We start from the raw sequence: 25,541 nt of genomic DNA, 5'->3' as shown, positions 1-25,541 counted from the left end.
CTCCGGGCGGCCTCGCCCGGATACAAAAAAAGCCGATGGCCTCGTTATGGGGCCATCGGCTTCTAGATGCAAGCTGTTCTGAAAAAATTCTTTCAATTCAATTACTTGAACTGATTATTCAGCACCAGCCGCCTTCTGTTCAGGCGCCGGCGGCGTCTGGTAGATCAGGTACGGTTCGGACTTGTGTTCGATCACCGATTCGTCCACCACCACCTTGCTGACGTTCTCTGCCGACGGCAGGTCGTACATGGTGTCCAGCAGAACCGATTCGACGATCGTCCGCAGGCCGCGGGCACCGGTCTTGCGCTTGAGCGCCTTGCGGGCAATGGCAGCCAGGGCGTCCGGACGGAACTCGAGCTCGACGTGTTCCATCTCGAACAGCTTCTTGAACTGCTTGGTGATGGCGTTCTTCGGCTCGGTCAGGATCCGCACCAGGGCCGCTTCGTCCAGCTCTTCCAGGGTGGCCACGACCGGCAGGCGGCCGACGAACTCGGGAATCAGGCCGAACTTGATCAGGTCCTCCGGCTCGACTTCGGCCAGCACCTTGCCCACTTCCTGCTTGCGCTCGGCGCTCTTGACCTTGGCCCCGAAGCCGATGCCGCCCGAATCGTTGGACCGCTGCTGGATCACCTTGTCCAGCCCGGCAAACGCGCCGCCGCAGATGAACAGGATGTTCTTGGTGTCCACCTGCAGGAATTCCTGCTGCGGGTGCTTGCGGCCGCCCTGCGGCGGAACGCTGGCCACAGTGCCTTCGATCAGCTTCAGCAGGGCCTGCTGCACGCCTTCGCCGGACACATCGCGGGTAATCGACGGGTTCTCGCTCTTGCGCGAGATCTTGTCGATTTCATCGATATAGACGATGCCCTGCTGTGCCTTCTCGACGTCGTAGTCGCACTTCTGCAGCAGCTTCTGGATGATGTTCTCCACGTCCTCGCCCACGTAACCGGCTTCGGTCAGCGTGGTGGCGTCGGCCATGGTGAACGGCACGTTGAGCAGGCGGGCCAGGGTTTCGGCCAGCAGCGTCTTGCCCGAACCGGTCGGACCGACCAGCAGGATGTTCGACTTCGCCAGCTCGACGTCGTCGTTCTTCTGGCGGCTCTCGATGCGCTTGTAGTGGTTGTACACGGCCACGGCCAGCGTGCGCTTGGCGCGGTTCTGGCCGATCACGTACTGGTCCAGGACCTCGAGGATCTCGCGCGGCTTGGGCAGCGAACTGCGTGCCGACTGCGCCTTCTCCTCCAGCTCCTCACGGATGATGTCGTTGCACAGCTCCACGCATTCATCGCAGATGAATACGCTCGGACCCGCAATCAGCTTGCGCACCTCATGCTGGCTCTTACCGCAGAAGGAGCAGTAGAGGATCTTGCCGCTGTCCGTGGAACGACCTTGGCGGTCTTCGCTCATGCTTCGCTTACCCAGTTACCCCACCCGCTGAACGGGGGTTCGATTCGAGAATAACACAGGGCCCGGAGGACGCCAGTCCTGCCCGACCCTGCGGAAACAAGCCGGAATGCCGGCCTGGTGGCGTCATCACGCCGGCTGGATCGACTCTTCCGGACGACGTTCCAGCACCTGATCGACCAGCCCGTAGGCCATCGCCTCGGACGCGCTCTTGAAGTTGTCGCGTTCGGTATCGCGCGCGATGGTCTCCAGCGACTGACCGGTGTGCCGTGCCAGGATTTCATTCAGGCGCGAACGCAGCGTCAGGATCTCGCGCGCATGGATGTCGATATCCGTGGCCTGGCCTTGGTAACCGCCCAGCGGCTGGTGGATCATCACGCGCGAATTGGGCAGCGCATAGCGCTTGCCGGCTTCGCCCGCGGCCAGCAGGAGGGCGCCCATCGAGGCCGCCTGGCCGATGCAGGTGGTGCTCACATTCGGCTTGATGTACTGCATGGTGTCGTAGATCGCCATGCCGGCGGTGACCACGCCACCGGGCGAGTTGATGTAGATGTTGATGTCCTTTTCCGGATTCTCCGACTCCAGGAACAGCAACTGCGCCACCACCACGTTGGCCATGTGATCGTCGATCGGGCCCACGAGGAAGATCAGGCGCTCCTTCAACAGGCGCGAATAGATGTCATAGGCGCGCTCGCCGCGGCTGGTCTGCTCGACCACCATCGGAACCAGGTTCAGGGCTTTGGTTCGGTTGTCCATTACGTGAGGCACCTATCTTGGGGGGGACAACCCCGCGCCGGAGCGCGGGGCGTGAAACGCCGTCCGCTTACTGACGGATGGCGTCCTGGAACGACATCTGCTGCTCGGTGTGCTGGGCGCGCTCGGCGATCCAGTCGATCACCTGCTCTTCCATCACGCGGTTCTGCAGCCCACTCATCAGCTGGGGGTCGTTGCGGTACATCTCAATGACCTGCTCCGGCTCTTCGTAGGTCGAGGCGATCAGGCGCATGGTTTCATTCAGGCGCTTGGGGTCCAGGCGCAGGTCGTTCCTGCGGGCCACTTCACCAACCAGCAGGCCGACGAGCACGCGCTTGGCGGCGGCGTCCTTGAAGCCTTCGTGGGCATCGGCCGGGACGTCGCCCGGGTTGCGGCCGCTGCGGCGGATCTGCTCGATCTGCTGGGCCAGCATGGCGCGGGCTTCGTTCTCGACCAGGCGCGGCGGCATTTCCACCGACGCATAGGCAGCGATCAGCTGTTCACCCACTTCACGACGCAGGCGGTTCATGAGCGCACCCTTCAGCTCGCGCTCCAGGTTGGCGCGGATGTCCTTGCGGAACTGCTCCACATCGCCACCCTTCACACCAAAGCTCTTGATGAAGTCTGCATCGACCTCCGGCAGCACCGGTTCGGACACGTCCACCGCCTTGACGGTGACCTTGACCTGCTTGCCCGCCAGCGCCGGCACGCGCCAGTCGGCCGGGAATTCGACGTCGAGGGTCTTTTCCTCACCCTTGGCCAGACCGACCAGGCCCTGTTCGATCTGCTCGAACATCATGCCCTGGCCCACGATCACGCTGCCCTTTTCGCTGCCTTCGGCCGGCAGGCGCTCGTCGCCGGCCTGCGACCAGGTTTCCAGCGCGACCAGGTCGCCGTCCTGGGCACCCCGGGTGACCGGGCTCCAGCTGCGGCGCTGTTCGCGCAGGTTCTGGATCATCTGGTCGATGTCGGCATCGTTGATCTCGGCGGTGTGACGCACCACGGTCAGCTTGCTGACGTCCACGTCGCCGAAGTCCGGCACCAGTTCGACGGTGGCCACGAAGGAGAATTCGCCGTCATCGCCCTTGTCGATGCGCGGGGTGCCGGCGATGCGCAGCTCATGCTCGCGCAGGGCGGCATCGAAGGTTTCGCGCAGCAGGCCGTCGACGGCTTCGCTGCGGACCTGCTGACCGAAACGCTGCTCGATCACCTTGGCCGGGATCTTGCCCGGACGGAAGCCCTTGATCCGCGCAGTACGGGCGATTTCGCCCAGACGGCCGCTGATGTGGGTCTGCAGGCGGTCTTCCGGCAGCGAGAAGGTCAGGCGGCGTTCCAGGTTGCCGGTGGATTCGATCGAAGCTTGCATGTTGACTCCTGCCACCGGCGGCATGGGCCCCGGCACGATGTGATGGATGAAACGGGTTTTGGACGCGGGGTCGTGAACGCGCTTGCCCGCCGCAGCCCTGTAGTTTCGCCGATTACGGCCAGCGCCGCCAGCACAGGGCCGGGAACGTCACAGGGCGCGTCACGCCCAGCATGTGGCCGTCTCCCGGATCCGGGACGTGCCCTTGGTCATGGGTGCGGGCCAAACCGGCCCGCACTGGTGCGAAAGGGGGGACTCGAACCCCCACGCCTTGCGGCACTGGAACCTAAATCCAGGGCGTCTACCAATTCCGCCACTTTCGCGAGCGTGCGCTCAGCAGTGCATTGTTGCAGGCGGACGCACAAACAGGAAGATCATCACCTTGCTTAACCGGCCGCCGACGGCGTTGCGACGGCGGTGGGTGGCGGCATGGCCTGCTGCAGCCGGTCGGCCAGGGCCCGGTAGATCGGCGTGCGGCATACCCACGACGAGGTTGCCCGCGCGACGAGCACCGCCGCCAGAATGGGCAGCAGCAGATCGCTGGTATTGGTGAGCTCCAGCGAGATCACCGCAGAGGTCAGCGGCGCCTGGGTCACGCCGGTCAGATAGGCGCACATGCCCAGCACCACCACCGCCGCCGGGTCCACCCCCGGCAGCAGCGCGGCGAGGTTGTGGCCGATGCCGGCGCCCACCGCCAGCGCAGGTGAGAACAGCCCGCCCGGGATGCCGGCAGCGTAGGAGACCAGGTTGGCGGCAAACTTCATCAGCCCGAACTCATGCCCGACCAGGGCCTGGCCCTGCACCAGGCCCCGCGCCTGTTCGTAGCCGGTTCCGAACGCGCCGGCCCCGAACACCAGGCCGAGCAGCGCCAGCAGCAGGCCACAGCCGGCGGCGAACAGGACCGGACGGGCCGTGCGTGCGCGGCCGAGCCAGCGCGGCCGGCCATCCATCACCGCCAGCACCAGGCGACTGAACAGACCGCCGCCCAGGCCACCGACCACACCGCACAGCAGGACCGCCACCCAGCCGATGCCCAACGGCAGCGTCGCGCCCACCCGGCCGAAGTAGGTGTAGTTGCCCAGCAGCCCGAGCGAGACCACGCCGCCGACGATCACGGCCGTCAGCAACGCGCCGGAGAAACGGTGCTCAAAACGCCCGGACAGCTCCTCGATCGCGAACACCACGCCGGCCAGCGGGGTATTGAACGCGGCGGCGATGCCGGCTGCGCCCCCGGCCAGCAGGAAGTGGGTGGCCTGGCGCGGATCGCGGAAGCCCAGCGCGCGCCCGATCACGTACATGAGGCTGGCACCGACGTGGACGGTTGGCCCTTCGCGCCCCACCGACGCACCACCGAACAGGGCCAGCACGGTCAAGCCGAGCTTGCCGACGGACACCGGCAACGACAGATTGCGCTGGCGGAACGCGGCATCGGGCGTATCCAGCGCGGCAATCACCTGCGGGATACCGCTGCCGCGGGTGGGCCGGAGTACGCCCTGGGTGAGCCACGCCAGCACGGCGAACACCGTCGGGGTCAGCAGCAGCGGCCACCACGGGGAAGCATCGTAGATATGCCGGAACAGGGCGAATGCCGCGTCGCTGGCCTTGGCAAAGAGGATCGCCGCCAGCGCGACCGCGACCGCCCCGCCCCACAGGGCCAGCCGTTCAAGCCACTGGCGCCGCGACCCCAGCCAGCGGGGAGAGGGAATAGGTGAAGGCGCGTCCATGCCCACATTGTTTCACCGCCCGGCTCCACGCGATGTGCAGGGGCTGGCGACAGAGCCGATCGGATCGGGGCATCGGACGGACGCTGCCGCGCAGTCGCGGGGCTTTGCTGCAGACAGTGCGTGGGCTGCTGTCCGGGTCCAGGAAAAGAAAAAAGCCGCCTGGCGGACCAGGCGGCTTCTGTCTTGGTGGGCTGTCAAGGATTCGAACCTTGGACCTATTGATTAAGAGTCAACTGCTCTACCAACTGAGCTAACAGCCCGAAAATCGGGAGGCGAATTATGCAGGAATCCTGGCGATGGATGCAAGCACTTTGTTTGAACGGCAGAAAAACCACCGTGCCGGCAAAGAAAAAAGCCACCCGGCTGACCGGATGGCTTCTGTCTTGGTGGGCTGTCAAGGATTCGAACCTTGGACCTATTGATTAAGAGTCAACTGCTCTACCAACTGAGCTAACAGCCCTGAAAACGCAGGCGCACATTGTAACGTGACTGCCCTTTTTTGCAACCCTGATTCACTTTCGGTGAACCAGGTTCTGATCAGTGGGGTGGCTGAGGGGATTCGAACCCCCGACCACCGGAATCACAATCCGGTACTCTAACCAACTGAGCTACAGCCACCACTGAAACCTTTGCTTCCTACCGCTTGCACCGAATGGCGCGCCCGACAGGAATCGAACCTGTAACCGCCGGCTTAGAAGGCCGGTGCTCTATCCAGTTGAGCTACGGGCGCTCGATCCGGATTGTCGCATTTCCAATCCCGTTCTGAGCAGCGGATTGGTCGGGGTAGAGGGATTCGAACCCCCGACATCCTGCTCCCAAAGCAGGCGCGCTACCAGACTGCGCTATACCCCGGCGGTTTTGTTTCCCTCCGAGGTTCCCCCCGAAAGAGTCGGCTATTGTGGGAATCAGCGAGGCATCTGTCAACGGTTTTCACACATCGATTCACCTGTCGCCATCGACTCCCCCTCCTTCGGCTATCCTCGACACAGCGGCCGGATGGCCAAACCGTACCCCTTTCAAGGAGATTGACAATGCGCAGCGGTAATCCCGCCCTTTCCGAGTCGACCTTCCTCGACCTGGCCAGCGGCTCGGTCGTGAGCTCACCCGACCAGGCGATGACCATCAATGGCACGGTCAACAAGACCGGCATCCTGCTGTTGCTCACCGTGCTGACCGCTGCATTCGCCTGGAGCCAGACCGTTGGCGCCGATGGGCAGATCGCGCCGGGCGCGATGATCTACGCCGTCGGCGGCGCGATCGGCGGCCTGGTGCTGGCGCTGGTCACGGTGTTCAAGAAGGCGTGGTCGCCGGTGACCGCGCCGCTGTACGCACTGGTGGAAGGCTTCTTCCTCGGCGCGATCTCGGCCGTGTTCGAAATGAAGTTCCCGGGCATCGTGTTCCAGGCCGTGCTGCTCACCTTCGGCACCCTGTTCGCCCTGCTGGTGGCCTACCGCACCGGCCTGATCAAGGTCACCGAGAACTTCAAGCTCGGCGTCGTGGCCGCCACCGGCGGCATCGCACTGCTGTACCTGGCCTCATTCGTGCTGGGCTTCTTCAACATCAATGTGCCGGTCATCCACGAAGCCAGCGGCTGGGGCATCGCCTTCAGCCTGTTCGTGGTGGTGGTGGCGGCGCTGAACCTGGTGCTGGACTTCGACTTCATCGAAACCGGTGCCGCCGCGCGCGCGCCCAAGTACATGGAGTGGTACGGCGCGTTCGGCCTGATGGTCACGCTGGTGTGGCTGTACGTGGAGTTCCTGCGCCTGCTGTCCAAGCTGCAGAGCCGCTGAGCGCCGCACCCTCACCACGAAAAAGGGCGCCTGCGGGCGCCCTTTTTCGTTGATCAGCCCGCGCGTGCCAGCAGCGCCGGCACCGACGAGGCGAGCAGCGCCACGCCCGAGGCGGTGAGCAGGCCCAGCACGATCTGCCGGAAGCGTGCCTCGCTGATGCCGACGTACAGCTTTGCGCCGAACAGGGTGGGCAGCAGCATCGCCGGTGCGACGATCGCGAACAGGGGCAGCACCTGCCGGGTCACCACACCGGTCGCCAGGTAGATGCCCATCGTCACCAGCAGCATGGACAGGTTGAAGTTCTGGACAATGGCGCGCTGGGCATCCTTGTCCATGCCACGCAGCGTGCACCACAGCGTCGGCAGCGTCCCGGTGAAGCCACCGATGCCACCCAGCACGCCACCGGCCATCCCCACCGCCGCATCCGCGATCCGACCGCCGGCGGTGATCCGCGGCAATGCGCGCGCCATCAGCATGGCCGGGCACCAGATCACCAGCAGCCCGCCGAGCAGCGCCTTGAACCAGTCCATGTCCAGGTGCGGCAACACGGCCACGCCGAGCGGAATGCCGGCCAGGCCCCCCAGCACGAACGGCAGCAGCCGCTGCAGCTCGAAGCCGCGGCGCACGGTGAAGGCCGCCAGCACCTGCCCCACCAGGGCGCCGAACACCGACAGGGTCGCCGCCAGACGCGGATCCAGGGTCCATGCCCAGAACGACATGGCGACCAGGCCAAAGGCGAACCCCGACAGCCCCTGCACGAATCCCGCCACGATCGCGCCCAGGGCCACGATCAGATACACCGACTCCATTGCCTTGCTCCTGTCGCACTGCGCGCCGCGTGCGACGCAAACGCAACGGGGCGCCCGAAGGCGCCCCGCTGGAGGTACCAGGCGATGCCAGGACCGCTTACAGGCGGCTGGCGATGGCCTGGGCGAAGCCCATCGTGTTGCCGCTGCCGCCGAGATCGCCGGTCAGCGAATCCTTGGCTTCCAGCGTGGCCACGATGGCCTTGCGCAGGCGCTCGGCGTTCTCGGTCTGGCCGACGTGGTCCAGCATCTGCGCGGCGGCGAGCAGCAGCGCGCACGGATTGGCCTTGCCCTGGCCGGCGATGTCCGGGGCGGTGCCGTGCACGGCTTCGAAGATCGCCGCGTTCTCACCGATGTTGGCGCCCGGAGCCAGGCCCAGCCCGCCGACGAGGCCGGCGCACAGGTCGGAGATGATGTCGCCGAACAGGTTGGTGGTGACGATGATGTCGAACTGCTCCGGACGCATCACCAGCTGCATGCAGGCGTTGTCGACGATCATTTCCTGGAACTCGATGTCCGGGTACTTGGCCGCCACTTCGCGCGCCACGGCCAGGAACAGGCCCGAGGTCGACTTGATGATGTTGGCCTTGTGCACGGCGGTGACCTTCTTGCGGCCGGTGCTGCGGGCCAGCTCGAAGGCGTAGCGCACGATGCGCTCGGAGCCCTTGCGGGTGATGCGGGTACCGGAGAAGGCGGTTTCGCCGTCGGCCGAGACTTCCTGGCCTTCGGCCAGGTAGGCGCCTTCGGTGTTCTCACGGACGGTGATCAGGTTCACGCCGTCGCCGAAGCGCGACTTGGTGTTCGGGAACGAGGTCGCCGGACGCACGTTGGCGTACAGGTCGAAGTGGCGACGCAGGCTGACGTTGATCGAGGTGAAGCCACCACCGACCGGCGTGGTCAGCGGGCTCTTCAGGGCGATCTTGTTGCGTGCGATCGATTCCAGCGTGGCCGCCGGCATCAGGTCGCCGTGCTTTTCCAGCGCGACCAGACCCGCGTCGGCGTCTTCGTATTCAAAGCCGGTGTCCAGCTTGCCGAGCACGAACAGGGTAGCGTCCATGATCTCCGGGCCGATGCCGTCACCGCGGATGACCGTGATTTTCTGCGTCATTTGATCTGTTTCCGAACCGAGGGGGAGCGCCGTCCAGCAGGTGCGGAAAGCACCGGCGCAAGGGAAGTTTCACCCGCAATTATGCCTGACCCGGCCCGGGGACCCCAAATCAGCCTTTGGTCCAAGACCGCAGGCCGTACCGGCCTGCGCTTGGCACCTGCCGGTACGGTGGCGGAGAGACAACCGGTGGCGCCCGACCGCCGGCCGGACAGTTCCGGTCAATGTTCGTGAACAGCCGGGGCGGCGGCGCCACCTTCGAGCTGGTCCAGGAAGTCCACCGCGCGGCGCAGGTGCGGAATCACGATGGAGCCGCCGACCACCAGACCGACCGAGAAGGTCTCGAAGAACTCCTCGCGGGTGACGCCGGCGTCCTTGCACTGGGCCACGTGGTAGCTGATGCAGTCGTCGCAGCGCAGCACCATCGAGGCGACCAGACCGAGCAGCTCCTTGGTCTTCACATCCAGCGCGCCGGCCTGGTAGGTCTGGGTATCCAGCGCGAAGAAGCGCCGCACGACCTGGTTGGGCTCGCCGAGGATGCGCTGGTTCATGCGCTGGCGGAATTCGGTGAATTCGGCGATGCGGTCCCGGCTGCCGTCGTCGGCCGCGCTCATGCCTGGCCCTCGCCGGCCAGCAGCGGTTCGAGCTTGCCGGCGCGGTGCAGCGCCATCATGTCGTCGTAGCCACCGACGTGGACCTCGCCGACGAAGATCTGCGGCACGCTGGTGCGGCGGGTCCTGGCCATCATTTTTTCGCGCTCGACCGGGTCCAGGTCAATCCGGACTTCGGTCCAGTCGCGGCCCTTGCTCTTGAGGAAGTTCTTGGCCGCCACGCAATAGGGGCAGACCGCGGTCGAATAGATGGTGATGGCGGGGGTGCCACCCGGGGTGGAAGCGACATCTTGGCTCACGGGAAACTCCACAGCGGAACGAGTGTCTGTATATGGTAGCGGCCCGCTGGAATTTCCACGTCACCGCCGCAACACTGTGGATTAACCATAGATTTGCAGGCCCCCTGCCACCCTGTACCGGCTGTACCTGCCCCCCCTTCCAGGAGCTTCGTTTGCGCCCTCTGCTGCTTTCCGCTGCGTTGACCCTGGCCTTGGCCGTGCCACTGGCCTCGGCCCAGGACAGCAAGCTGCCGGACATCGGCTCCTCGGCCGGCGAACTGCTGACCCCTGCGCGCCAGGCCGAATACGGCGGGATGATGCTGCGCGAACTGCGCAACTATGGCTATCTGCTCGATGACCCGCTGGTGGACGACTGGCTGCAGACGATGGGTGCACGGCTGGGTTCCAACAGCGCCCAGCCGCGGCAGCCCTACACGTTCTTCATGCTCAAGGACCGCCAGATCAATGCCTTTGCCACGCTGGGCGGCTACATCGGGGTCAATGCCGGGCTGGTGCTGACCGCCGAGCGCGAAGACGAGGTGGCGGCGGTGCTGTCCCACGAAATCGCCCACGTCACCCAGCAGCATGTGCTGCGTGGGGTCGAACGCGCCCAGCGTGACCAGATTCCGATCCTGCTGGGCATGCTGGCGGCGGTGGTCGCCGCGCAGCAGGCCGGGGGCAACTCCTCGGGCGATGCGACGATGGCGGCGATCACCTCCGGCATGGGCCTGATGCAGCAGCGGCAGATCAACTACACCCGGTCCAATGAATCCGAAGCCGACCGGCTCGGCATCCGCACCCTGGTCCGCAGTGGCTACGACGTGGATGCGATGGCCGGCTTCTTCGAACGCATGTCCGCCTCGATGCGGGGCAACGCCGGCGGCTATTCGGTGCCGGACTTCCTGCAGACGCATCCGGTCACCACCACCCGCATCAGCGAGGCCAAATCCCGCGCCGAGCAGATGAAGAAGGACACCGTGCTGCTGACCACCGCCGTACCCGGCGGCGTGCGCGAGGAACGCGTGGACCCGGCCGACCCGGCGCTGTCCGATCCGCTGGTCCGGCGCAACAATCCGCTGCTGCCGGCGTCCATGCAGGTCTCGGTGACCACGCTCAGCCGCGGCGCCACCGGGCAGTTCGAGTGGGCCCGCGAGCGGCTGCGGGTGCTGAGCGCCGACACACCCGGCGATGTGCTGAAGGAATATGAAAACCTGCAGCGCGCGCAGAAGGACGGCCTGACCGAGCCCCAGCGCTATGGGCTGGCCCTGGCCCGGCTGCGCAGCAGCGCCGCCGGCCAGGCCCGCGACGACCTGCAGGCCCTGCTGCGCGATCACCCCGACAACCTCTGGGTGGCGCTGGCCCTGGGCGAGGCCGAATCCCGCGCCGGCCAGCCGGCCCAGGCCAACGCCCGTTTCGAGGCGCTGCTGCGCCAGCATCCCGGCAGCCGACCGGTGGCGTTGACCTTCGCCGCCATCCTCAATGAGCAGGGCGGGCGCGAGGCCGGGCAGCGCGCGCAGGCGATGCTGCGTCCGCTGCTGTCGCAAAGTGGTAATGATCCGGTGTTCCAGACCCGTTTCGCCCGGGCCAGCGAACTGGCCGGAGACACCACCCGCGCCAGCGAGGCCTATGCCGAAGCGGCGTTCCTCAGCGGCCGGCCGGAGCAGGCGTTGATCCAGCTGCAGGCGCTCAAGCGCCAGCCCGCGCTGGACTATGTGGGCCGCGCACGGGTGGATGCCCGCATCGAGGCGATCACGCCGACGGTGCTGGAAATGCGCCGGCAGGGTATCCAGGACCCCGATCTGGACCGGCGCTGAGCCGGCCGCCGCCCCCGTCCACATGACCGGCCGATGGCACCGGGCACCGATACCGCCCCGGTCGTCACAAACATGTCATGAAACCGTAGTCTACTGGGCTCAATCCCGGTCTGATAAGCATTACGGTGGGCACGTGCAGAAACGCATCCTGATCGTCGACGACGAACCCGCGATCCGCGAAATGGTCGCGTTCGCCCTCCGCAAGGGCGATTACGACCCGATCCACGCCGGCGATGCCCGCGAGGCCCAGACCGCCATCGCCGATCGCGTCCCGGACCTGATCCTGCTGGACTGGATGCTCCCGGGCACCAGCGGCCTGGACCTGGCTCGGCGCTGGCGCAAGGAGGCCCTCACCCGTGAGGTGCCGATCATCATGCTCACCGCCCGTGGCGAAGAAAATGACCGCGTCGGTGGGCTGGAAGCCGGCGTGGACGACTACGTGGTCAAACCCTTCTCGGCGCGCGAACTGCTCGCGCGTATCCGGGCGGTGATGCGCCGTGCGCGCGACGATGACGAAGACGGCAGCGTGGCGGTCGGCACGATCCGTATCGACGGCGCGGCGCACCGCGTGTTCGCCGGCGACCAGCCGGTGCCGATCGGCCCCACCGAGTACCGCCTGCTGCACTTCTTCATGACCCATCCCGAGCGGGTCTATACCCGCGCGCAGCTGCTCGACCACGTGTGGGGCGGCAGCGTGTATGTTGAAGAACGTACCATCGACGTGCACATCCGCCGCCTGCGCAAGACGCTGGAGCCGTTCGGTGCGGAGAACATGGTGCAGACCGTGCGCGGCGCGGGCTACCGTTTCTCCACCGCCACCTGATTCCAGCCCGTCCAGCGCGGGGCAGATCCTCTTGATTCAGCCGGGCAGAGCCCCGCGCTACGGACACTTTTTACGAGACTGTAATGCCGCGCCACATCCGTTCCGCCTGGTTGAAAACGCTGGCTACCCTGGCCACCCTGCTGCTGGCGGCCGCCGTTCTGGGCCTGCTGCTGGGACAGGTGTGGATGTGCATCGCGCTGGCGGCCATCGGTGCGCTGGCCTGGCATTACTGGCGGCTGCGGCGGGTGCTGCGCCGGCTGACCGCGCGTCATCGCTGGGATGTGGGCGACGGCACCGGCGTGTGGAATGAGCTGGACCGGCTGCTGTACCGCAACCAGCTGGAAATGCGCACGCGCAAGCGGCGCCTGCTGGACATGCTGCGCAGCTACCGCGCCGCCGCCGCGGCGCTGCCCGACGCGGTGGTGGTGGTGGATCGCAACAGCCAGCGCGTGCAGTGGTTCAACGAAGCGGCAACCTCGCTGCTCGGACTGCATCATCCCGGCGATCTCGGCGAGGCGCTGGTCGAACGCCTGCAGCCGATGCCGCTGGCGCACTGGCTGGCGGGCGGCCGCAATGCCGAGCCGATCCTGGACGTGCCATCGCCGGTGGACCCGGCGATCCGCCTGAATCTGCGCCTGATCCCCTACTCGCCCGACTACTGGCTGCTGATCGCGCGCGATGTGAGCAAGCTGCTGCGACTGGAGCAGGTGCGCCGCGACTTCGTCGCCAATGTCTCGCACGAACTGCGCACGCCGCTGACGGTGGTGCACGGCTACCTGGACATGATGGACCCGGAGGATTTCCCCGGCACCGGCCCGATGCTGGAGGAGATGCGCAAGCAGTCCCAGCGCATGGCCCAGCTGGTGGAAGACCTGCTGACGCTGTCGCGGCTGGAATCGCAGGAACATACCGAAGAAGAAACGGTGGCCATGACGCCGATGCTGGCCACCCTGCGCCGCGAGGCCGAGGCGCACAGCCAGGGCCGCCACCAGATCAGCATCGTCGACAGCGCCGGCGTGGACCTGCAGGGCTCCAACAAGGAACTGCACAGCGCCTTCTCCAACCTGGTCACCAACGCCGTGCGCTACACGCCCGCCGGTGGCCGCGTCGAGGTGGTACTGGCACGCGAAGGCGACGGCGCGGTACTGTCGGTGCGCGACAGCGGCTACGGCATTCCGGCCAACCACCTGCCGCGCCTGACCGAGCGCTTCTACCGTGTCTCCAGCAGCCGTTCACGCGAAAGCGGCGGCACCGGGCTGGGCCTGTCGATCGTCAAACACATTCTCGGCCTCCACCACGCCCGCCTGGAGATCCAGAGCGAGGTCGGCAAGGGCAGCGTGTTCTCCTGCCACTTCGATGCCGATCACGTGCGCGCGCGCAATGAGCTGGCCTCCCTCCCCTCTTCCGAGGACTTTTCCGCATGAGCAATCTCGTTCCAGCCGTTGTGAATGTGGACAGCGACCCGCTGCGCGACCCCGCGCTGTACATCAACCGCGAGCTGTCCCAGCTCGACTTCAACTTCCGGGTGTTGGCCCAGGCGCTGGATACCCAGGTGCCGCTGCTGGAGCGCCTGCGATTCCTGTGCATTTCCTGCACCAACCTGGACGAGTTCTTCGAGATCCGCGCCGCCGCGGTGCGCCACGCGCAGGAATTCGGTCTGCCGCCGGCCCCGGACGGCATGAGTCCGCAGGCGATCCTCAACGCCATCCACGACCGCGCCGCGCAACTGGTCGATCAGCAGTACCGCTGCTGGAATGACACGCTGCGCCCGGCCCTGCACGAGGCCGGCATCGACGTGCTCGGCCGCCACTCCTGGAACCATCGGCAGAAGCGCTGGCTGCGTGCCTACTTCCGCAACGAGATCATGCCGGTGCTGTCGCCGCTGGGCCTGGACCCGTCGCACCCGTTCCCGAAGATCCTCAACAAGTCACTGAACATCGTGGTGGTGCTCAAGGGCACCGACGCGTTCGGCCGCGCCGGCCACCTGGCCATCGTGCGTGCGCCGCGCTCGCTGCCGCGCATCATCCAGCTGCCGGAAAAGCTCGGCGGGGGGCAGACCTATGTCTTCCTGTCCTCGGTGCTGTCCACCTTCGTGGACGAGCTGTTCCCGGGCATGGAGGTCCAGGGCGCCTACCAGTTCCGCGTCACCCGCAACTCCGAACTGGTGGTGGACGAGGAAGAGGTGGAGAACCTTGCGTTGGCGCTGCGCGACGAGCTGGTCGACCGCGGCTACCGGCCTGCGGTGCGGCTGGAGATCGCGCAGGATTGCCCGCGCGACATCGTGCGCACCCTGCTGCAGAACTTCGGGCTGACCGAGAACGCGGTCTACCGCATCGACGGGCCGGTCAACCTCAACCGCGTGGTCCAGCTGTACGATCTGCTGGCCCGCCCGGACCTGAAGTACCCGCCGATGAGCCCGCGCACGCTGCGCGACAGCGACGGCATCTTCGAGGTGGTGGCGCGCAGGGACGTGCTGCTGCACCACCCGTTCGACGCGTTCACGGCCGTGCTGGATCTGATCAAGCAGGCCGCGATCGACCCCAACGTGCTGGCGATCAAGCAGACGCTGTACCGCACCGGCAAGGACTCGCTGATCGTCGATGCGCTGATCCAGGCCGCGCGCAACGGCAAGGACGTCACGGTGGTGGTCGAACTGCGCGCGCGCTTCGACGAAGAGGCGAATCTCGGCCTGGCCGATCGCCTGCAGGAAGCCGGCGTGCAGGTGGTGTACGGCGTGGTGGGTTACAAGACCCACGCCAAAATGCTGCTGATCGTGCGTCGTGAAGGCCGCAAGCTGCGTCGCTACGTGCACCTGGGTACCGGCAATTATCACAGCGGCACCGCACGCGCCTACACCGACCTGAGCCTGATCACCGCCGATGCCGATATCGGCAACGATGTACACCTGCTGTTCCAGCAGCTGTCCGGGCTGGCCCCGCGGATGAAGCTCAAGCGCCTGCTGCAGTCCCCCTTCACCCTGCACACCGGCGTGCTGCAGCGGATCGAACGCGAAACCCGGCTGGCCGCCAGCGGACGTCCGGGCCGGATCATCGCCAAGATGAACGCACTGAACGAACCCCAGGTGGTGCGGGCGCTGTATGCCGCCTCGCAGGCCGGCGTGCAGATCGACCTGATCGTGCGCGGCGCGTGCACGCTGCGTCCCGGCGTGCCGGGGGTGTCGGACAACATCCGGGTGCGCTCGATCGTCGGGCGCTTCCTGGAACACAGCCGGGTGTACTGGTTCGGCAACGATGGCGCCGCCGAGCTGTACTGCGCCAGCGCCGACTGGCTGGAGCGCAACCTGCTGCGCCGGGTCGAGACCTGTTTCCCGATCCTGGACCCGGAACTGGCACGCAAGGTGTACCGCGATGTGCTGCAGAACTACCTGGATGACAACCTCAACGCCTGGGAACTGCACGCGGACGGCAACTACCACAAGTGCGCCCCGGCCCATGACGAGCCGCCGCACTCGGCGCAGATGGCGTTGATGCAGGGTCTGTAAGGGGCCCCTCGAGGCAGCGCGGTGTTCCGGCCATTGGCCGGCCCTGTCACGCGACACTGCGTCGCATCCCATGTGAAGGCCGTGCGGTGACGCCGCACACCGGCCTTCGGCTAACATTCGCCCATGCCGCATACCACCACGACTCCGCCCGCCCTGCAGGATGGCGACCTGCTCGCCGCCATCGATCTTGGATCGAACAGTTTCCATATGGTCATCGCGCGCTACACGCTCGGGCAGCTGCGGGTGGTTGACCGCCTGCGCGAGACGGTGCGCATGGCCGATGGGCTGGATGGCAAGGGCGGCCTGTCCGCCGACGCGCGGCAGCGCGCGCTGGAATGCCTGGCCCGGTTTGGCCAGCGCATCCGCGCCATTCCGCCGGTGCGCGTCCGCGCCCTGGCCACCAATACCGTGCGCCAGCTGCGCTCGCCGCAGGCCTTCCTGATGCCGGCCGAAACCGCGCTGGGGCATGCCATCGAAGTGGTCAGCGGCCGCGAGGAGGCGCGCCTGATCTACCTGGGCGTGGCCCACGCGCAGCCGCCCAAAGCGGACCAGCGCCGCCTGGTGATCGACATCGGCGGCGGCTCCACCGAGTTCATCATCGGCCAGGGCATGCAGACCCTGGAGCGCGAAAGCCTGCAGGCTGGCTGCATTGCCAGCACGCGGCGCTTCTTCCCCGGCGGCAAACTCAGCCGCAAGCGCTGGAAGGACGCATTGACCGAGATCGGCGCCGAGTTCCAGCAGTTCGCCACCAAATACCGCGCGCTGGGCTGGCACGAAGCGCTCGGCTCGTCGGGCACACACAAAGCGATCAGCGAAATCTGCGCGACGATGAAGCTGAGCAAGGGCGCGATCACCGCCGAGGCCCTGCCGCAGCTGCGCGACGAGCTGCTCAAGGCCAAACGGATCGACGACATCGACCTGCCCGGCCTGTCGGCCGACCGCCGCCCGATCATCGCCGGCGGCATCCTGGTGCTGGAGGCCGCCTTCCAGGCGTTGGGCCTGCAGAAGCTGCTGGTCAGCAAAGCGGCCATGCGCGAAGGCATCCTGTACGACATCCTCGGCCGCGCCAGCGAGAACGACCTGCGCGACGAGTCGGTGGCCGCGCTCAGCCTGCGCTACGGGATCGATACCGTGCAGGCCGAGCGCGTGGAACGCACCGCGATGGACCTGCTTGGCCAGGTGGACGCCGCCTGGGGGCTGGACCCCGACGATGCACGCATGCTGGGCTGGGCCGCGCGCCTGCACGAGCTGGGCCTGATGATCGCGCACAGCGGCTACCACGTGCATGGCAGCTATGTGCTGGAGAACTCCGACATCGCCGGCTTCTCGCGCCAGGAACAGCAGCTGCTGGCCGCGCTGGTGCGCACCCATCGCCGCAACGTGCCCAAGGCCGCCTTCGATGCGCTGCCCGAGCGCCTGCTGCTGCCGGCACGCCGGATGGCCGCCCTACTGCGGTTGGCGGTGCTGCTCAACCGCGCCCACGAGGACACCCCCATGCCGGCACTGGAACTGACCGCCGACGACACCCGGCTGTCGCTGATCCTCCCACAGGCGTTCATCGACGCGCGGCCGCTGCTGCGCGCCGACCTGATCGGCGAAACCGAGGGCCTGGCAGGGCTGGGGATGCAGTTCAGGCCGTTCGTGGCCTGAACCGGGCGGCCCGGCCGGGCCGTCATCCGATGGTCATGCCAGGGTCATGTCGGCTACATCGCCGGCGCCCAGCATGCGCGCATACGGGAGGTCCGCCATGCGCTATGCCATCGTCACCGAGACATATCCACCCGAGGTCAACGGCGTTGCATTGACCGTCCAGGGGCTCGAACAGGGGCTGCGTGCGGCCGGCCACCAGGTTGATCTGGTGCGTCCACGCCAGGCCGGCGACGCCGACGGGGAGAGCACCCTGCTGGTGTCCGGAGCGGCCCTGCCCCGCTACCCCGGCCTGCGCTTCGGCCTGCCGGCACCCAAGCGGCTGGCGCGCCAGTGGCAGCAGCAGCGCCCGGATGCGATCTACATCGCCACTGAAGGCCCGTTGGGCTGGTCGGCCCTGCGTACCGCGCGGCGGATGGGCATCCCGGTCGCCACCGGTTTCCACACGCGCTTTGACGAGTACCTGCCCGACTACGGCGTGGCCTGGCTGCAGGCTGCGGCACTGCGCTGGATGCGGCGCTTCCACAACCAGTCCGACGCCACCCTGGTCCCCACCCAGGAGCTGCAGCAGTTCCTCTGCGAACAGGGCTTTGAGCGGGTGCGCCTGCTGGCGCGCGCGGTGGACAGCCGTCAGTTCGAGCCGACCCGGCGCGATCCGGCGCTGCGCGAGGAATGGGGCATCGACGGCACCGGCTTTGCCGCGATCTACGTCGGCCGCATCGCACCCGAAAAGAACCTTGCGCTGGCCGTGAAGGCCTTCCGGCGGCTGCAGCAGGTGCGGCCCAAAGCCCGCTTCGTGTTCGTCGGCGACGGCCCGTCGCGCGCCGCACTGGCGCATGACAACCCGGACTTCATCTTCTGCGGTGTACAGCGCGGGGATGCGCTGGCCCGCCATTTCGCCAGTGGCGATCTGTTCCTGTTCCCCAGTCGCAGCGAGACCTTCGGCAACGTGACCCTGGAAGCGATGGCCAGCGGCCTGGCCACGGTGGCCTTCGACTATGGCGCGGCGCGCGAACACCTGCGCACCGATGAGAGCGGCATTGCGGTCGGCGACGACGCCGCGTTCGTGACCGCCGCCGTGCAGTTGGCCGGGGACGATGTGCTGCGGGCGCGGCTCGGGCGCAACGCGGCCCTCGCCATGAAGCGGCTGCATCCGCAGCAGGTGGTGGCCGAGTTCGATGCCCTGCTTGCCGAGCTGGCCCAGGCCCGGAGGCCGCATGCCGACCACGCCGCTTGACGCCCTGCGCGGCCATGAAGCGCGCTGGTGCCGCCGCGCCAATCACTACTGCCGGCGACGGCGGGTACGGCAGGGGTTTGCCGCGGTCAGCCGCCTCGGCGACGGCGTGTTCTGGTACGTCCTGATGGGCGCGCTGGTGCTGCTGGACGGCTTCGACGGCCTGCGCGCCTCGCTGCACATGGCGGCCACCGGGCTGTTGGCGCTGCTGCTCTACAAGGGCCTCAAGCGCTGGACACGACGCCCGCGCCCCTACACCGCCGATCTGCGTATCCGCGCGTGGGTAGCGCCGCTGGACGAGTTCAGCTTTCCGTCCGGCCATACCCTGCACGCAGTGTCCTTCACCATCGTGGCGCTGGCCTACTACCCGTGGCTGGCACCGCTGCTGGTACCGTTCACGGCGGCGGTCGGGGTGTCGCGAGTGGTACTGGGCCTGCACTATCCCAGCGATGTGCTGGCCGCCACCGCGATCGCCACCGGCCTGGCCGGTGCCAGCCTGCAGTGGTTGCCGCTGCCGGTGTGAGGCGGTGCGGCGGCGCCCGACGTTTTACAATGCGCGCATGACCACGTTGTTCATTTCCGATCTGCATCTGGACCCCAGCCGTCCAGCCATCACCGACCTGTTCCTGGCCTTCCTGCAGCGCGACGCACTGCAGGCCGACGCGCTGTACATCCTGGGCGATCTGTTCGAGGCCTGGATCGGCGACGACACGCCGTCCGCCGCCGCCGATGCGGTGGCCGATGCGCTGCACGCGGTAGCCGACGCCGGGGTGCCGGTGTACTTCATCCGCGGCAACCGCGACTTCCTGGTCGGAGACGACTACGCCCGGCGCGCGGGGTTCCGAATCCTGCCCGACCCGAGCGTGATCGACCTCTACGGCCGGCCGGTGCTGCTGCAGCACGGCGACCTGCTATGCACCGATGACGTGGCCTACCAGCAGTTCCGCACGCAGACCCGCGACCCGGCCTTCCAGGCGCAGTTCCTGGCGCAGCCGCTGGCCGCGCGCATCGCGTTCGCACAGAAGGCGCGCGATGCCAGCCAGGCGCGCCAGTCGGAGATGAAGCAGGGCGACAGGGCCCAGTTCGAAACGGTCACCGACGTCGCCCCGGCCGACGTGGAGGCCGCCTTCATCCGGTACGGTGTGGACACCATGATCCACGGCCATACCCATCGTCCGGCGATCCACACGCTCCACGCGGGCGGGCGCGAGTGCACGCGCATCGTGCTCGGCGACTGGTACGAACAGGGTTCGGTTCTGCGCGTGACCCCGCAGGGGTGGACGCTGGAATCGCTGGCGTAAGGTACCGATCCACCGTTGGCACCTGCCCGCTTGGTCGAGTGGGTACCCACCCTTGCCGGGTGGGCACCCACAGTCCCCGGCAGCGTCAGCGGAACGCGGCGACGGCTGCCTTGGTGTTGACCAGCACCCGCTGGTTGTCCGCACTGGCGGCAATGCCCATCGGAATCCCGTTGTAGCTGATGTTCGGGTTGGACCAGAAGTTCAACCGCGGGCAGCTGCGCGTGCAGTTGTAGGCCATGATCGTGCGCCAGCCGGTGCCCGTGGCCGGTTGGTAACGGTAGCCGTGGCCATAGGCGTACGGCGAGGTGCTCGAATCGGTGGCGATGTCGTGGCGGGCGCTCTGCAGATGGCCGATCTCATGGGCGAAGGAGTAGTACCCGGTCGCGCAGTCCCAGTGCACGGCGGCGAACGCTGTGCTGGCGGTGGAGCCGATGCCCGAGGCCAGGCCGCAGGAACTGGCGTTGTTGATCACCAGGACCGCCACGTCGGCGCGGGTGGTGTTGCGGCTGGTGTGGATGCTGTCCATATAGCCGTCACTGGTCTGGCGGAAGCGCGCCAGGTCGGTGGAGAAGCTGCTGGACTCGGTATATGCGGTGGTCTCGTAGCCGGCCAGCTGCAGCGTGATGCCGACGTTGCTGTTGACGTAGCCCTGGTTGGATTCCGCCACGGCCAACTGCACCAGCGACTGCATGTTGCCGCCGTACGCGGCGACCGCGCCGTTGGTGGCCACCACCAGTACGCGGATGGTGGCCGGCGTACCCGAGGACGCGGCCGCAATGCCGATCTGCTCGTTGACCGGCATCGCCACCGTCGGCAGCCGGTTGTAGTCGGCCGGATGGTCGGCCGGCATGCGCGACTCATCCACTTCCACCAGCACGTGGCGCCCGTCGCTGATCGGACGCAGGCGGTACAGCTGGCCATCACGCCGGATGGTGCCGGTGACCGTGTCGCCGGCGCGCACCAGGATGACCTGGTTGAGCGGGTCCGGGGCACCGGCCTTGGCCAGCCGCGCACCGGCACGGGTACCGAGCTGGCCGTACCACACGCTGCCCCCGTCGGCGAGAGTCTCCACACGGCTCTGCAGGGCCTGCACCGGCTGCCCGAGCAGCTCGAACTCAAGTTGCTTCTGGGTCGCGGTCACCGCAGCCGCATCCACCTGCACTTCCTGCACGGTGGCCGTGGACGGGGAGTTCATCAGCGCGCTCAGCGCCGGCTGGCTGCTGGCCGATGCGCGGCTCACCACGGTGACCGGGGCGAACAGCGACGCGGCCGAGGCACTGCCGGCGGTCAACAGGCACAACGTGATCACACCTGCGGTCTTGCTCATCGATCTGGACATCATGTCGGCTCTCTATGAGTGGGAACACTGCGGGGAAGTCGTTGCTGCAAGCGGCCGATTGCGACAGGCCAGCGCCATATGGCGCCTGTTGATCGCGTGAATTCAATAGATGCAACTGATGACCTTTCAAATCTGTGATCCGCATCCGCACGGTTCAGCAACATCACGTTCCGCCTCCCCGTCGCGCCAGTCCCGGTTTCGCGCTAACGTGATCGGGCATCGACCGGGGGGCAGGAGCGACATGGCGGGGGGACATGGCAATGAAGGCACGGCAGCGGCGGTACCGCTGCAGATCGGCCTGTTCTTCGACGGCACCCGCAACAATGCCGACAACCTGCGGCACGCCTCGCGTCCGCCCGGCAGCACCACACCCGCTCCACGCCCGCCGGCGATCCGCGCCGACGATGCCTCGCCCTACCAGAGCCGGCTGACCAGCAGCTACAGCAATGGCCTGACCAACATTGCGCGTCTGCACGGCCTGTACCCGGACCATCGCGGCACGGGCCACCCGGCCGCCGGCCCGCTGTCACTGGCGATCTACATCGAGGGCGTCGGCACGCGCACCGGCAAGGACGACGACCTGATGGGCCTGGCCTTCGGCGTTGGCCGGACCGGCGTGCGCGCCAAGGTCCACCGCGCCTTGGACGTCCTGCTGCCCGATGCCCTGCGCACGCTGGCCCGGCAGCCCAGGCTGCCGGCGATCGCCGCGGTGCGGGTGGACCTGTTCGGCTATTCGCGCGGTGCCGCCGCCGCACGCGATGCCGTCAATCGCCTTGCGCGCCCCGAGGGAGCGGCCTGGCTGCGTGAACAACTGGTGCGCGCCGGGCTGGCGCTGGCGCCGGCGTTCCCCGGGCAAGCGCGCCGGGTCCGTTTCGTCGGGCTGCTCGATACCGTGGTGGCGGTCGATCGTCGCCAGCGCGACCAGCTGCCCGAGGTCGCACTCGCCGCCGACTGCGCGGACACGGTGCTGCAGCTCACCGCCCGCGACGAACATCGCGAGCACTTCGCGCTGACCAGCGTGGCACCGCCGCACGAGGAAATCGCCCTGCCCGGTGTGCACGCCAACATCGGCGGCGGCTACGACCAGACGGTGGAAGGCCCCAAACTGCTGACCCGCCCGCTCGGCCAGATCCTCGATGACCACGGCTTGGCCGACGGCGCGACGCCGCCCCTGTCGCTGCTGCGTGCCAGCGACGTCCATCGTCGTGCACAGGCGCAGTGTCGCCAGTGGCAGGCCACCTTGAGCCTGGGCGACGAGGCGGTGTGGGTCGACGTGTGGCACCAGTGGCAGCAGCAGCGTCGGGCCGGCAGCCGCAGCGTGCGCCTGCTGCCCACGCTGCACGTCTACGCGGCGGTGGTACTGCGGCGGTCCATCGACCCGCGCTACCAGTGGATCGCACTGCGCCTGCTGCACCAGCGGGCGGCGGCGGCCGGCGTGCCCTGGCGGGCCACACCGGACCAGGACCCGGCGCTGGCTCTGCCGGCACCGCTGCTGCCCATTGCCGCGCGCCTGCTGGCCGGCCAGCCGCTGGATGCCGCGCAGGAACGGTTGCTGCGGCAGCGCTACGTGATGCAGTCGGCCCACTGGAATTTCGATGCGCTGGGCGATACGGCGCTGCTGTACGCCGCCGACGAGGCCGCCCGCGAGCTGCCCTATCGGCCCGGCCCGGGACTGTTCTACGTGAACCGGCCGACCGAGGACGGTCAGCGCGTGGTGCTGGCCAACGCCTGACCGCGCATCTCGGTCTGCTCGATCAGTTCGGCCAGTTCGTCCTCGTCGAACCCGGCCAGCAGCCGCGCTTCGAGATTGAACGGGCCATACAGGAAACCGCCGGCGTACTCCTTCAGCAGTGCCATGAAGCGCGGCCGTGGTTCGACGCCTGCACGGGTGCAGTACCAGCGGTACCAGCGCGAGCCGGCCGCCACATGCGCCACTTCCTCGCGCAGGATGATCTCCAGCACGTCGGCGGTGTCGGCATCGCCGCTGGAACGCAGCTTGACGATCATGCCCGGGGTCACATCCAGCCCGCGCGCTTCGAGCACGCGCGGCACCAGCGCCATCCGTGCCAGGCCGTCATGCGCGGTCTTCTCGCACATCTCCCACAGGCCGTTGTGCGCGTCGAAGTCGCCGTAGGCATGGCCCAGGGCCTGCAGGCGACCATGCAGCAGCATGAAATGACGCGACTCGTCGTCCGCCACGCCCACCCAGTCGGCGTGGAACGATCCGGGGAGCCCGCGGAAGCGGTACACCGCATCCCACGCGAGGTCGATGGCATTGAGTTCGATGTGGGCGATGGCGTGGATGAACGCAGCGCGCCCCTCCGCACTGCCCAGGCCGCGTCGCGGCAACTCGCGCGGGTGCACCAGGGTCGGCCGCACCGGGCGGCCCGGCATGCGGATTGGTTCGGGGGGCGGCGCCTCGGCCGGTGCCTTCAGGCGCCCGGCGCGGAACTGCGCCGCGTAGTGCTGGGTGAGCGCGACCTTGCGCAGCGGATCGGGCTCGGCCAGGCACTGCTGCGCGGCGCGCAGCAGGTTGCCGGCGGCAGTGTCCATCGCCTCGCCCATGCCAACGGCCTCAGGCGCGCCGCTTGTGCTTGGCATCGTCCGAACGCAACTGCTGGATGCGCTCGAAGTAGCCCGGTTCAATCCCGGTCGGGTAGATCCCGTTGAAGCACGAGGAGTCGAACGTCTTCAGCTCCGGATTGCCTTCGCGCACCGCCGCTTCCATGTCCTCGATGTCCTGGTAGATCAACCAGTCACAGCCCAGGTGCGCCTCGATTTCCTCGACGCTCCGGTTGTGCGCGACCAGTTCCTCGGCCGCCGGCATGTCGATGCCGTAGATGTTGGGGTAACGCACCGGCGGCGCGGCGCTGGCCAGGTAGACCTTGCGCGCACCGGCGTCGCGCGCCATCTGGACGATCTGCTGGCTGGTGGTGCCGCGCACGATCGAATCGTCTACCAGCAGCACCACGCGGTTGCGGAATTCCAGGTGGATCGGATTGAGTTTGCGACGCACCGACTTCACCCGCTCGCCCTGCCCCGGCATGATGAAGGTGCGGCCGATGTAGCGGTTCTTGATGAAGCCTTCGCGGTACTTCACCCCGAGCGTGTTGGAGATCTCCAGCGCGGCGTCACGCGAGGTGTCCGGGATCGGAATGATGGTGTCGATGTCGTGGTCCGGGCGCAGGCGCAGGATCTTCTCGCCCAGCTTGATGCCCATGCGCATGCGCGCCTTGTGCACCGAGACGTTGTCGATCATCGAATCCGGGCGCGCGAAGTACACGTACTCGAAGATGCACGGGCTGTGCTCGGCCGGCTCGGCGCACACTTCGGAGAACAGCTCGCCGCGCGCGGTGATCACCAGCGCTTCGCCCGGGCGCACATCGCGCACGCGCTGGAAGCCCAGCACGTCCAGCGCGGACGACTCGGACGCCACGATGTATTCATCGCCTTCGGCATGGGCGCGCTTGCCCAGCACCAGCGGGCGGATGCCATGCGGATCGCGGAAGGCGACCAGGCCCAGGCCCAGCACCACGCTGATCACCGCATAACCGCCCTTGCAGCGGCGGTGCACGCCGGCCACGGCACGGATCGCCGCTTCCGGGGTGAGCTGGCGCTGCGCGTCCAGCTCGTAGGCGAATACGTTCAGCAGCACTTCGCTGTCCGAATCGGTGTTGACGTTGCGGCGGTCCTGTTCGAACACCTGCTGGCGCAGCGCTTCGGTGTTGATCAGGTTGCCGTTGTGGGCCAGCGCGATGCCATACGGCGAATTGACGTAGAACGGCTGCGCTTCATCCATGCCTTCCGAACCGGCGGTCGGGTAGCGCACATGCGCGATGCCGACGCGACCCTCCAGGGTCGACATCCGCTTGGCGTCGAACACGTCGCGGACCAGACCGTTGGCCTTCTGCACGCGCAGGCGGGTGCCATCGGCGGTGGCGATGCCGGCCGCATCCTGGCCGCGATGCTGGAGGACGGTCAGGCCGTCATACAACTGCCCGGCGACGTTCTGGTTGCCGACGATTCCGACGATGCCACACATGGTGCGAA

Annotated in this window: 21 protein-coding genes and 6 tRNA genes; 10 read left to right on the top strand and 17 right to left on the bottom strand. The window is 67.4% G+C overall.

What is annotated here, in order from left to right; translation table 11 throughout:
• Positions 1-114: 114 nt before the first annotated feature.
• From clpX to ACPEH8_RS08805, 10 genes are all read right to left on the bottom strand, one after another.
• Entirely contained in the window at positions 115-1,404 is a 1,290-nt protein-coding gene (clpX, locus tag ACPEH8_RS08850; protein WP_017356990.1) for an ATP-dependent Clp protease ATP-binding subunit ClpX, read from the bottom strand.
• 126 nt (positions 1,405-1,530) lie between these two features.
• A complete protein-coding gene (clpP, locus tag ACPEH8_RS08845; protein ID WP_017356989.1) occupies positions 1,531-2,157 on the bottom strand; it encodes an ATP-dependent Clp endopeptidase proteolytic subunit ClpP in 627 nt (208 codons plus the stop codon).
• 67 nt (positions 2,158-2,224) lie between these two features.
• Positions 2,225-3,520 carry a trigger factor gene (tig, locus tag ACPEH8_RS08840; RefSeq protein WP_153164568.1) on the bottom strand — a complete coding sequence of 432 codons (1,296 nt, stop codon included), beginning with the start codon at positions 3,518-3,520 and terminating at the stop codon, positions 2,225-2,227.
• A 235-nt stretch (positions 3,521-3,755) separates the two neighbouring features.
• A tRNA-Leu gene (locus ACPEH8_RS08835) sits at positions 3,756-3,840 on the bottom strand.
• Positions 3,841-3,903: 63 nt separating this feature from the next.
• On the bottom strand, positions 3,904-5,241 hold the full coding sequence (locus tag ACPEH8_RS08830; protein ID WP_423666515.1) for a chloride channel protein: 1,338 nt from the start codon (positions 5,239-5,241) through the stop codon (positions 3,904-3,906).
• A 184-nt stretch (positions 5,242-5,425) separates the two neighbouring features.
• A tRNA-Lys gene (locus ACPEH8_RS08825) sits at positions 5,426-5,501 on the bottom strand.
• A 124-nt stretch (positions 5,502-5,625) separates the two neighbouring features.
• Positions 5,626-5,701, bottom strand: a tRNA-Lys gene (locus ACPEH8_RS08820).
• 81 nt (positions 5,702-5,782) lie between these two features.
• Positions 5,783-5,859, bottom strand: a tRNA-His gene (locus tag ACPEH8_RS08815).
• A gap of 35 nt (positions 5,860-5,894) precedes the next feature.
• A tRNA-Arg gene (locus ACPEH8_RS08810) sits at positions 5,895-5,971 on the bottom strand.
• Positions 5,972-6,016: 45 nt separating this feature from the next.
• A tRNA-Pro gene (locus ACPEH8_RS08805) sits at positions 6,017-6,093 on the bottom strand.
• Positions 6,094-6,272: 179 nt separating this feature from the next.
• On the opposite strand from ACPEH8_RS08805, the gene ACPEH8_RS08800 reads away from it, so the two are divergent.
• Positions 6,273-7,031, top strand: a complete 759-nt coding sequence (locus ACPEH8_RS08800) for a Bax inhibitor-1/YccA family protein (RefSeq protein WP_017357323.1) — start codon at positions 6,273-6,275, stop codon at positions 7,029-7,031.
• A gap of 53 nt (positions 7,032-7,084) precedes the next feature.
• On the opposite strand, the gene ACPEH8_RS08795 is transcribed toward ACPEH8_RS08800, so the two are convergent.
• The 4 genes from ACPEH8_RS08795 to grxC all read right to left on the bottom strand — a co-directional run bounded on the left by ACPEH8_RS08795 (position 7,085) and on the right by grxC (position 9,852).
• Entirely contained in the window at positions 7,085-7,840 is a 756-nt protein-coding gene (locus tag ACPEH8_RS08795) for a sulfite exporter TauE/SafE family protein (RefSeq protein ID WP_017357322.1), read from the bottom strand.
• 97 nt (positions 7,841-7,937) lie between these two features.
• Entirely contained in the window at positions 7,938-8,945 is a 1,008-nt protein-coding gene (locus ACPEH8_RS08790; protein ID WP_017357321.1) for an isocitrate dehydrogenase, read from the bottom strand.
• 218 nt (positions 8,946-9,163) lie between these two features.
• Positions 9,164-9,556: a carboxymuconolactone decarboxylase family protein gene (locus ACPEH8_RS08785; protein ID WP_017357320.1), complete on the bottom strand. Its 393-nt coding sequence runs from the start codon at positions 9,554-9,556 to the stop codon at positions 9,164-9,166.
• Positions 9,553-9,852 (bottom strand): glutaredoxin 3, encoded by a 300-nt coding sequence (grxC, locus tag ACPEH8_RS08780; RefSeq protein WP_017357319.1) that lies wholly within the window; start codon positions 9,850-9,852, stop codon positions 9,553-9,555. The genes ACPEH8_RS08785 and grxC overlap by 4 nt, the downstream gene beginning before the upstream one ends.
• Before the next feature lie 152 nt (positions 9,853-10,004).
• On the opposite strand from grxC, the gene ACPEH8_RS08775 reads away from it, so the two are divergent.
• The 8 genes from ACPEH8_RS08775 (at position 10,005) to lpxH (ending at position 20,152) form a co-directional block, all read left to right on the top strand.
• A complete protein-coding gene (locus ACPEH8_RS08775; RefSeq protein WP_423666513.1) occupies positions 10,005-11,645 on the top strand; it encodes a M48 family metalloprotease in 1,641 nt (546 codons plus the stop codon).
• A gap of 133 nt (positions 11,646-11,778) precedes the next feature.
• Positions 11,779-12,468: a phosphate regulon transcriptional regulator PhoB gene (phoB, locus tag ACPEH8_RS08770; protein WP_017357317.1), complete on the top strand. Its 690-nt coding sequence runs from the start codon at positions 11,779-11,781 to the stop codon at positions 12,466-12,468.
• 83 nt (positions 12,469-12,551) lie between these two features.
• Positions 12,552-13,892, top strand: coding sequence for a phosphate regulon sensor histidine kinase PhoR (phoR, locus tag ACPEH8_RS08765; RefSeq protein WP_136005559.1), 1,341 nt, complete (start codon positions 12,552-12,554; stop codon positions 13,890-13,892).
• Positions 13,889-15,970 carry a polyphosphate kinase 1 gene (gene ppk1, locus ACPEH8_RS08760; RefSeq protein ID WP_017357094.1) on the top strand — a complete coding sequence of 694 codons (2,082 nt, stop codon included), beginning with the start codon at positions 13,889-13,891 and terminating at the stop codon, positions 15,968-15,970. Before phoR ends, ppk1 begins: the two co-directional genes overlap by 4 nt.
• Before the next feature lie 123 nt (positions 15,971-16,093).
• Positions 16,094-17,620, top strand: coding sequence for an exopolyphosphatase (gene ppx, locus ACPEH8_RS08755; RefSeq protein WP_136005556.1), 1,527 nt, complete (start codon positions 16,094-16,096; stop codon positions 17,618-17,620).
• Positions 17,621-17,717: 97 nt separating this feature from the next.
• Positions 17,718-18,854 (top strand): glycosyltransferase family 4 protein, encoded by a 1,137-nt coding sequence (locus tag ACPEH8_RS08750; protein ID WP_017357092.1) that lies wholly within the window; start codon positions 17,718-17,720, stop codon positions 18,852-18,854.
• Positions 18,835-19,374, top strand: a complete 540-nt coding sequence (locus ACPEH8_RS08745) for a phosphatase PAP2 family protein (RefSeq protein ID WP_153164571.1) — start codon at positions 18,835-18,837, stop codon at positions 19,372-19,374. The genes ACPEH8_RS08750 and ACPEH8_RS08745 overlap by 20 nt, the downstream gene beginning before the upstream one ends.
• Before the next feature lie 37 nt (positions 19,375-19,411).
• Positions 19,412-20,152, top strand: a complete 741-nt coding sequence (gene lpxH, locus ACPEH8_RS08740; protein ID WP_017357090.1) for a UDP-2,3-diacylglucosamine diphosphatase — start codon at positions 19,412-19,414, stop codon at positions 20,150-20,152.
• Positions 20,153-20,237: 85 nt separating this feature from the next.
• Here the strand turns inward: lpxH and ACPEH8_RS08735 are convergent, their stop codons facing one another.
• Positions 20,238-21,494 (bottom strand): zinc-dependent metalloprotease, encoded by a 1,257-nt coding sequence (locus ACPEH8_RS08735; RefSeq protein WP_017357089.1) that lies wholly within the window; start codon positions 21,492-21,494, stop codon positions 20,238-20,240.
• Positions 21,495-21,732: 238 nt separating this feature from the next.
• Between ACPEH8_RS08735 and ACPEH8_RS08730 the strand changes: the two genes are divergently transcribed.
• Positions 21,733-23,223: a phospholipase effector Tle1 domain-containing protein gene (locus ACPEH8_RS08730; protein WP_017357088.1), complete on the top strand. Its 1,491-nt coding sequence runs from the start codon at positions 21,733-21,735 to the stop codon at positions 23,221-23,223.
• On the opposite strand, the gene ACPEH8_RS08725 is transcribed toward ACPEH8_RS08730, so the two are convergent.
• Both ACPEH8_RS08725 and purF read right to left on the bottom strand, forming a co-directional pair.
• Positions 23,196-24,056, bottom strand: coding sequence for a ferritin-like domain-containing protein (locus tag ACPEH8_RS08725; RefSeq protein WP_017357087.1), 861 nt, complete (start codon positions 24,054-24,056; stop codon positions 23,196-23,198). The two genes, ACPEH8_RS08730 and ACPEH8_RS08725, sit on opposite strands and share 28 nt — an antisense overlap.
• 10 nt (positions 24,057-24,066) lie before the next feature.
• Positions 24,067-25,533, bottom strand: coding sequence for an amidophosphoribosyltransferase (gene purF / locus ACPEH8_RS08720; protein WP_017357086.1), 1,467 nt, complete (start codon positions 25,531-25,533; stop codon positions 24,067-24,069).
• Positions 25,534-25,541 lie beyond the last annotated feature (8 nt).

Source organism: Stenotrophomonas sp. NPDC077461 (assembly GCF_049545475.1).
Taxonomy (GTDB): domain Bacteria; phylum Pseudomonadota; class Gammaproteobacteria; order Xanthomonadales; family Xanthomonadaceae; genus Stenotrophomonas; species Stenotrophomonas nematodicola.
Note: the sequence above shows the minus strand (reverse complement) of the source record. Positions and strands in the feature narration are given on the sequence as shown.

Bases quoted from the DNA above. Each gene is read 5' to 3' on its own strand.
- clpX (WP_017356990.1), bottom strand. From the start codon at position 1,404: ATGAGCGAAGACCGCCAAGGTCGTTCCACGGACAGCGGCAAGATCCTC.
- clpP (WP_017356989.1), bottom strand. From the start codon at position 2,157: ATGGACAACCGAACCAAAGCCCTGAACCTGGTTCCGATGGTGGTCGAG.
- tig (WP_153164568.1), bottom strand. From the start codon at position 3,520: ATGCAAGCTTCGATCGAATCCACCGGCAACCTGGAACGCCGCCTGACC.
- ACPEH8_RS08830 (WP_423666515.1), bottom strand. From the start codon at position 5,241: ATGGACGCGCCTTCACCTATTCCCTCTCCCCGCTGGCTGGGGTCGCGG.
- ACPEH8_RS08800 (WP_017357323.1), top strand. From the start codon at position 6,273: ATGCGCAGCGGTAATCCCGCCCTTTCCGAGTCGACCTTCCTCGACCTG.
- ACPEH8_RS08795 (WP_017357322.1), bottom strand. From the start codon at position 7,840: ATGGAGTCGGTGTATCTGATCGTGGCCCTGGGCGCGATCGTGGCGGGA.
- ACPEH8_RS08790 (WP_017357321.1), bottom strand. From the start codon at position 8,945: ATGACGCAGAAAATCACGGTCATCCGCGGTGACGGCATCGGCCCGGAG.
- ACPEH8_RS08785 (WP_017357320.1), bottom strand. From the start codon at position 9,556: ATGAGCGCGGCCGACGACGGCAGCCGGGACCGCATCGCCGAATTCACC.
- phoR (WP_136005559.1), top strand. From the start codon at position 12,552: ATGCCGCGCCACATCCGTTCCGCCTGGTTGAAAACGCTGGCTACCCTG.
- ppk1 (WP_017357094.1), top strand. From the start codon at position 13,889: ATGAGCAATCTCGTTCCAGCCGTTGTGAATGTGGACAGCGACCCGCTG.
- ppx (WP_136005556.1), top strand. From the start codon at position 16,094: ATGCCGCATACCACCACGACTCCGCCCGCCCTGCAGGATGGCGACCTG.
- ACPEH8_RS08750 (WP_017357092.1), top strand. From the start codon at position 17,718: ATGCGCTATGCCATCGTCACCGAGACATATCCACCCGAGGTCAACGGC.
- ACPEH8_RS08745 (WP_153164571.1), top strand. From the start codon at position 18,835: ATGCCGACCACGCCGCTTGACGCCCTGCGCGGCCATGAAGCGCGCTGG.
- lpxH (WP_017357090.1), top strand. From the start codon at position 19,412: ATGACCACGTTGTTCATTTCCGATCTGCATCTGGACCCCAGCCGTCCA.
- ACPEH8_RS08735 (WP_017357089.1), bottom strand. From the start codon at position 21,494: ATGATGTCCAGATCGATGAGCAAGACCGCAGGTGTGATCACGTTGTGC.
- ACPEH8_RS08730 (WP_017357088.1), top strand. From the start codon at position 21,733: ATGGCGGGGGGACATGGCAATGAAGGCACGGCAGCGGCGGTACCGCTG.
- ACPEH8_RS08725 (WP_017357087.1), bottom strand. From the start codon at position 24,056: ATGGGCGAGGCGATGGACACTGCCGCCGGCAACCTGCTGCGCGCCGCG.
- purF (WP_017357086.1), bottom strand. From the start codon at position 25,533: ATGTGTGGCATCGTCGGAATCGTCGGCAACCAGAACGTCGCCGGGCAG.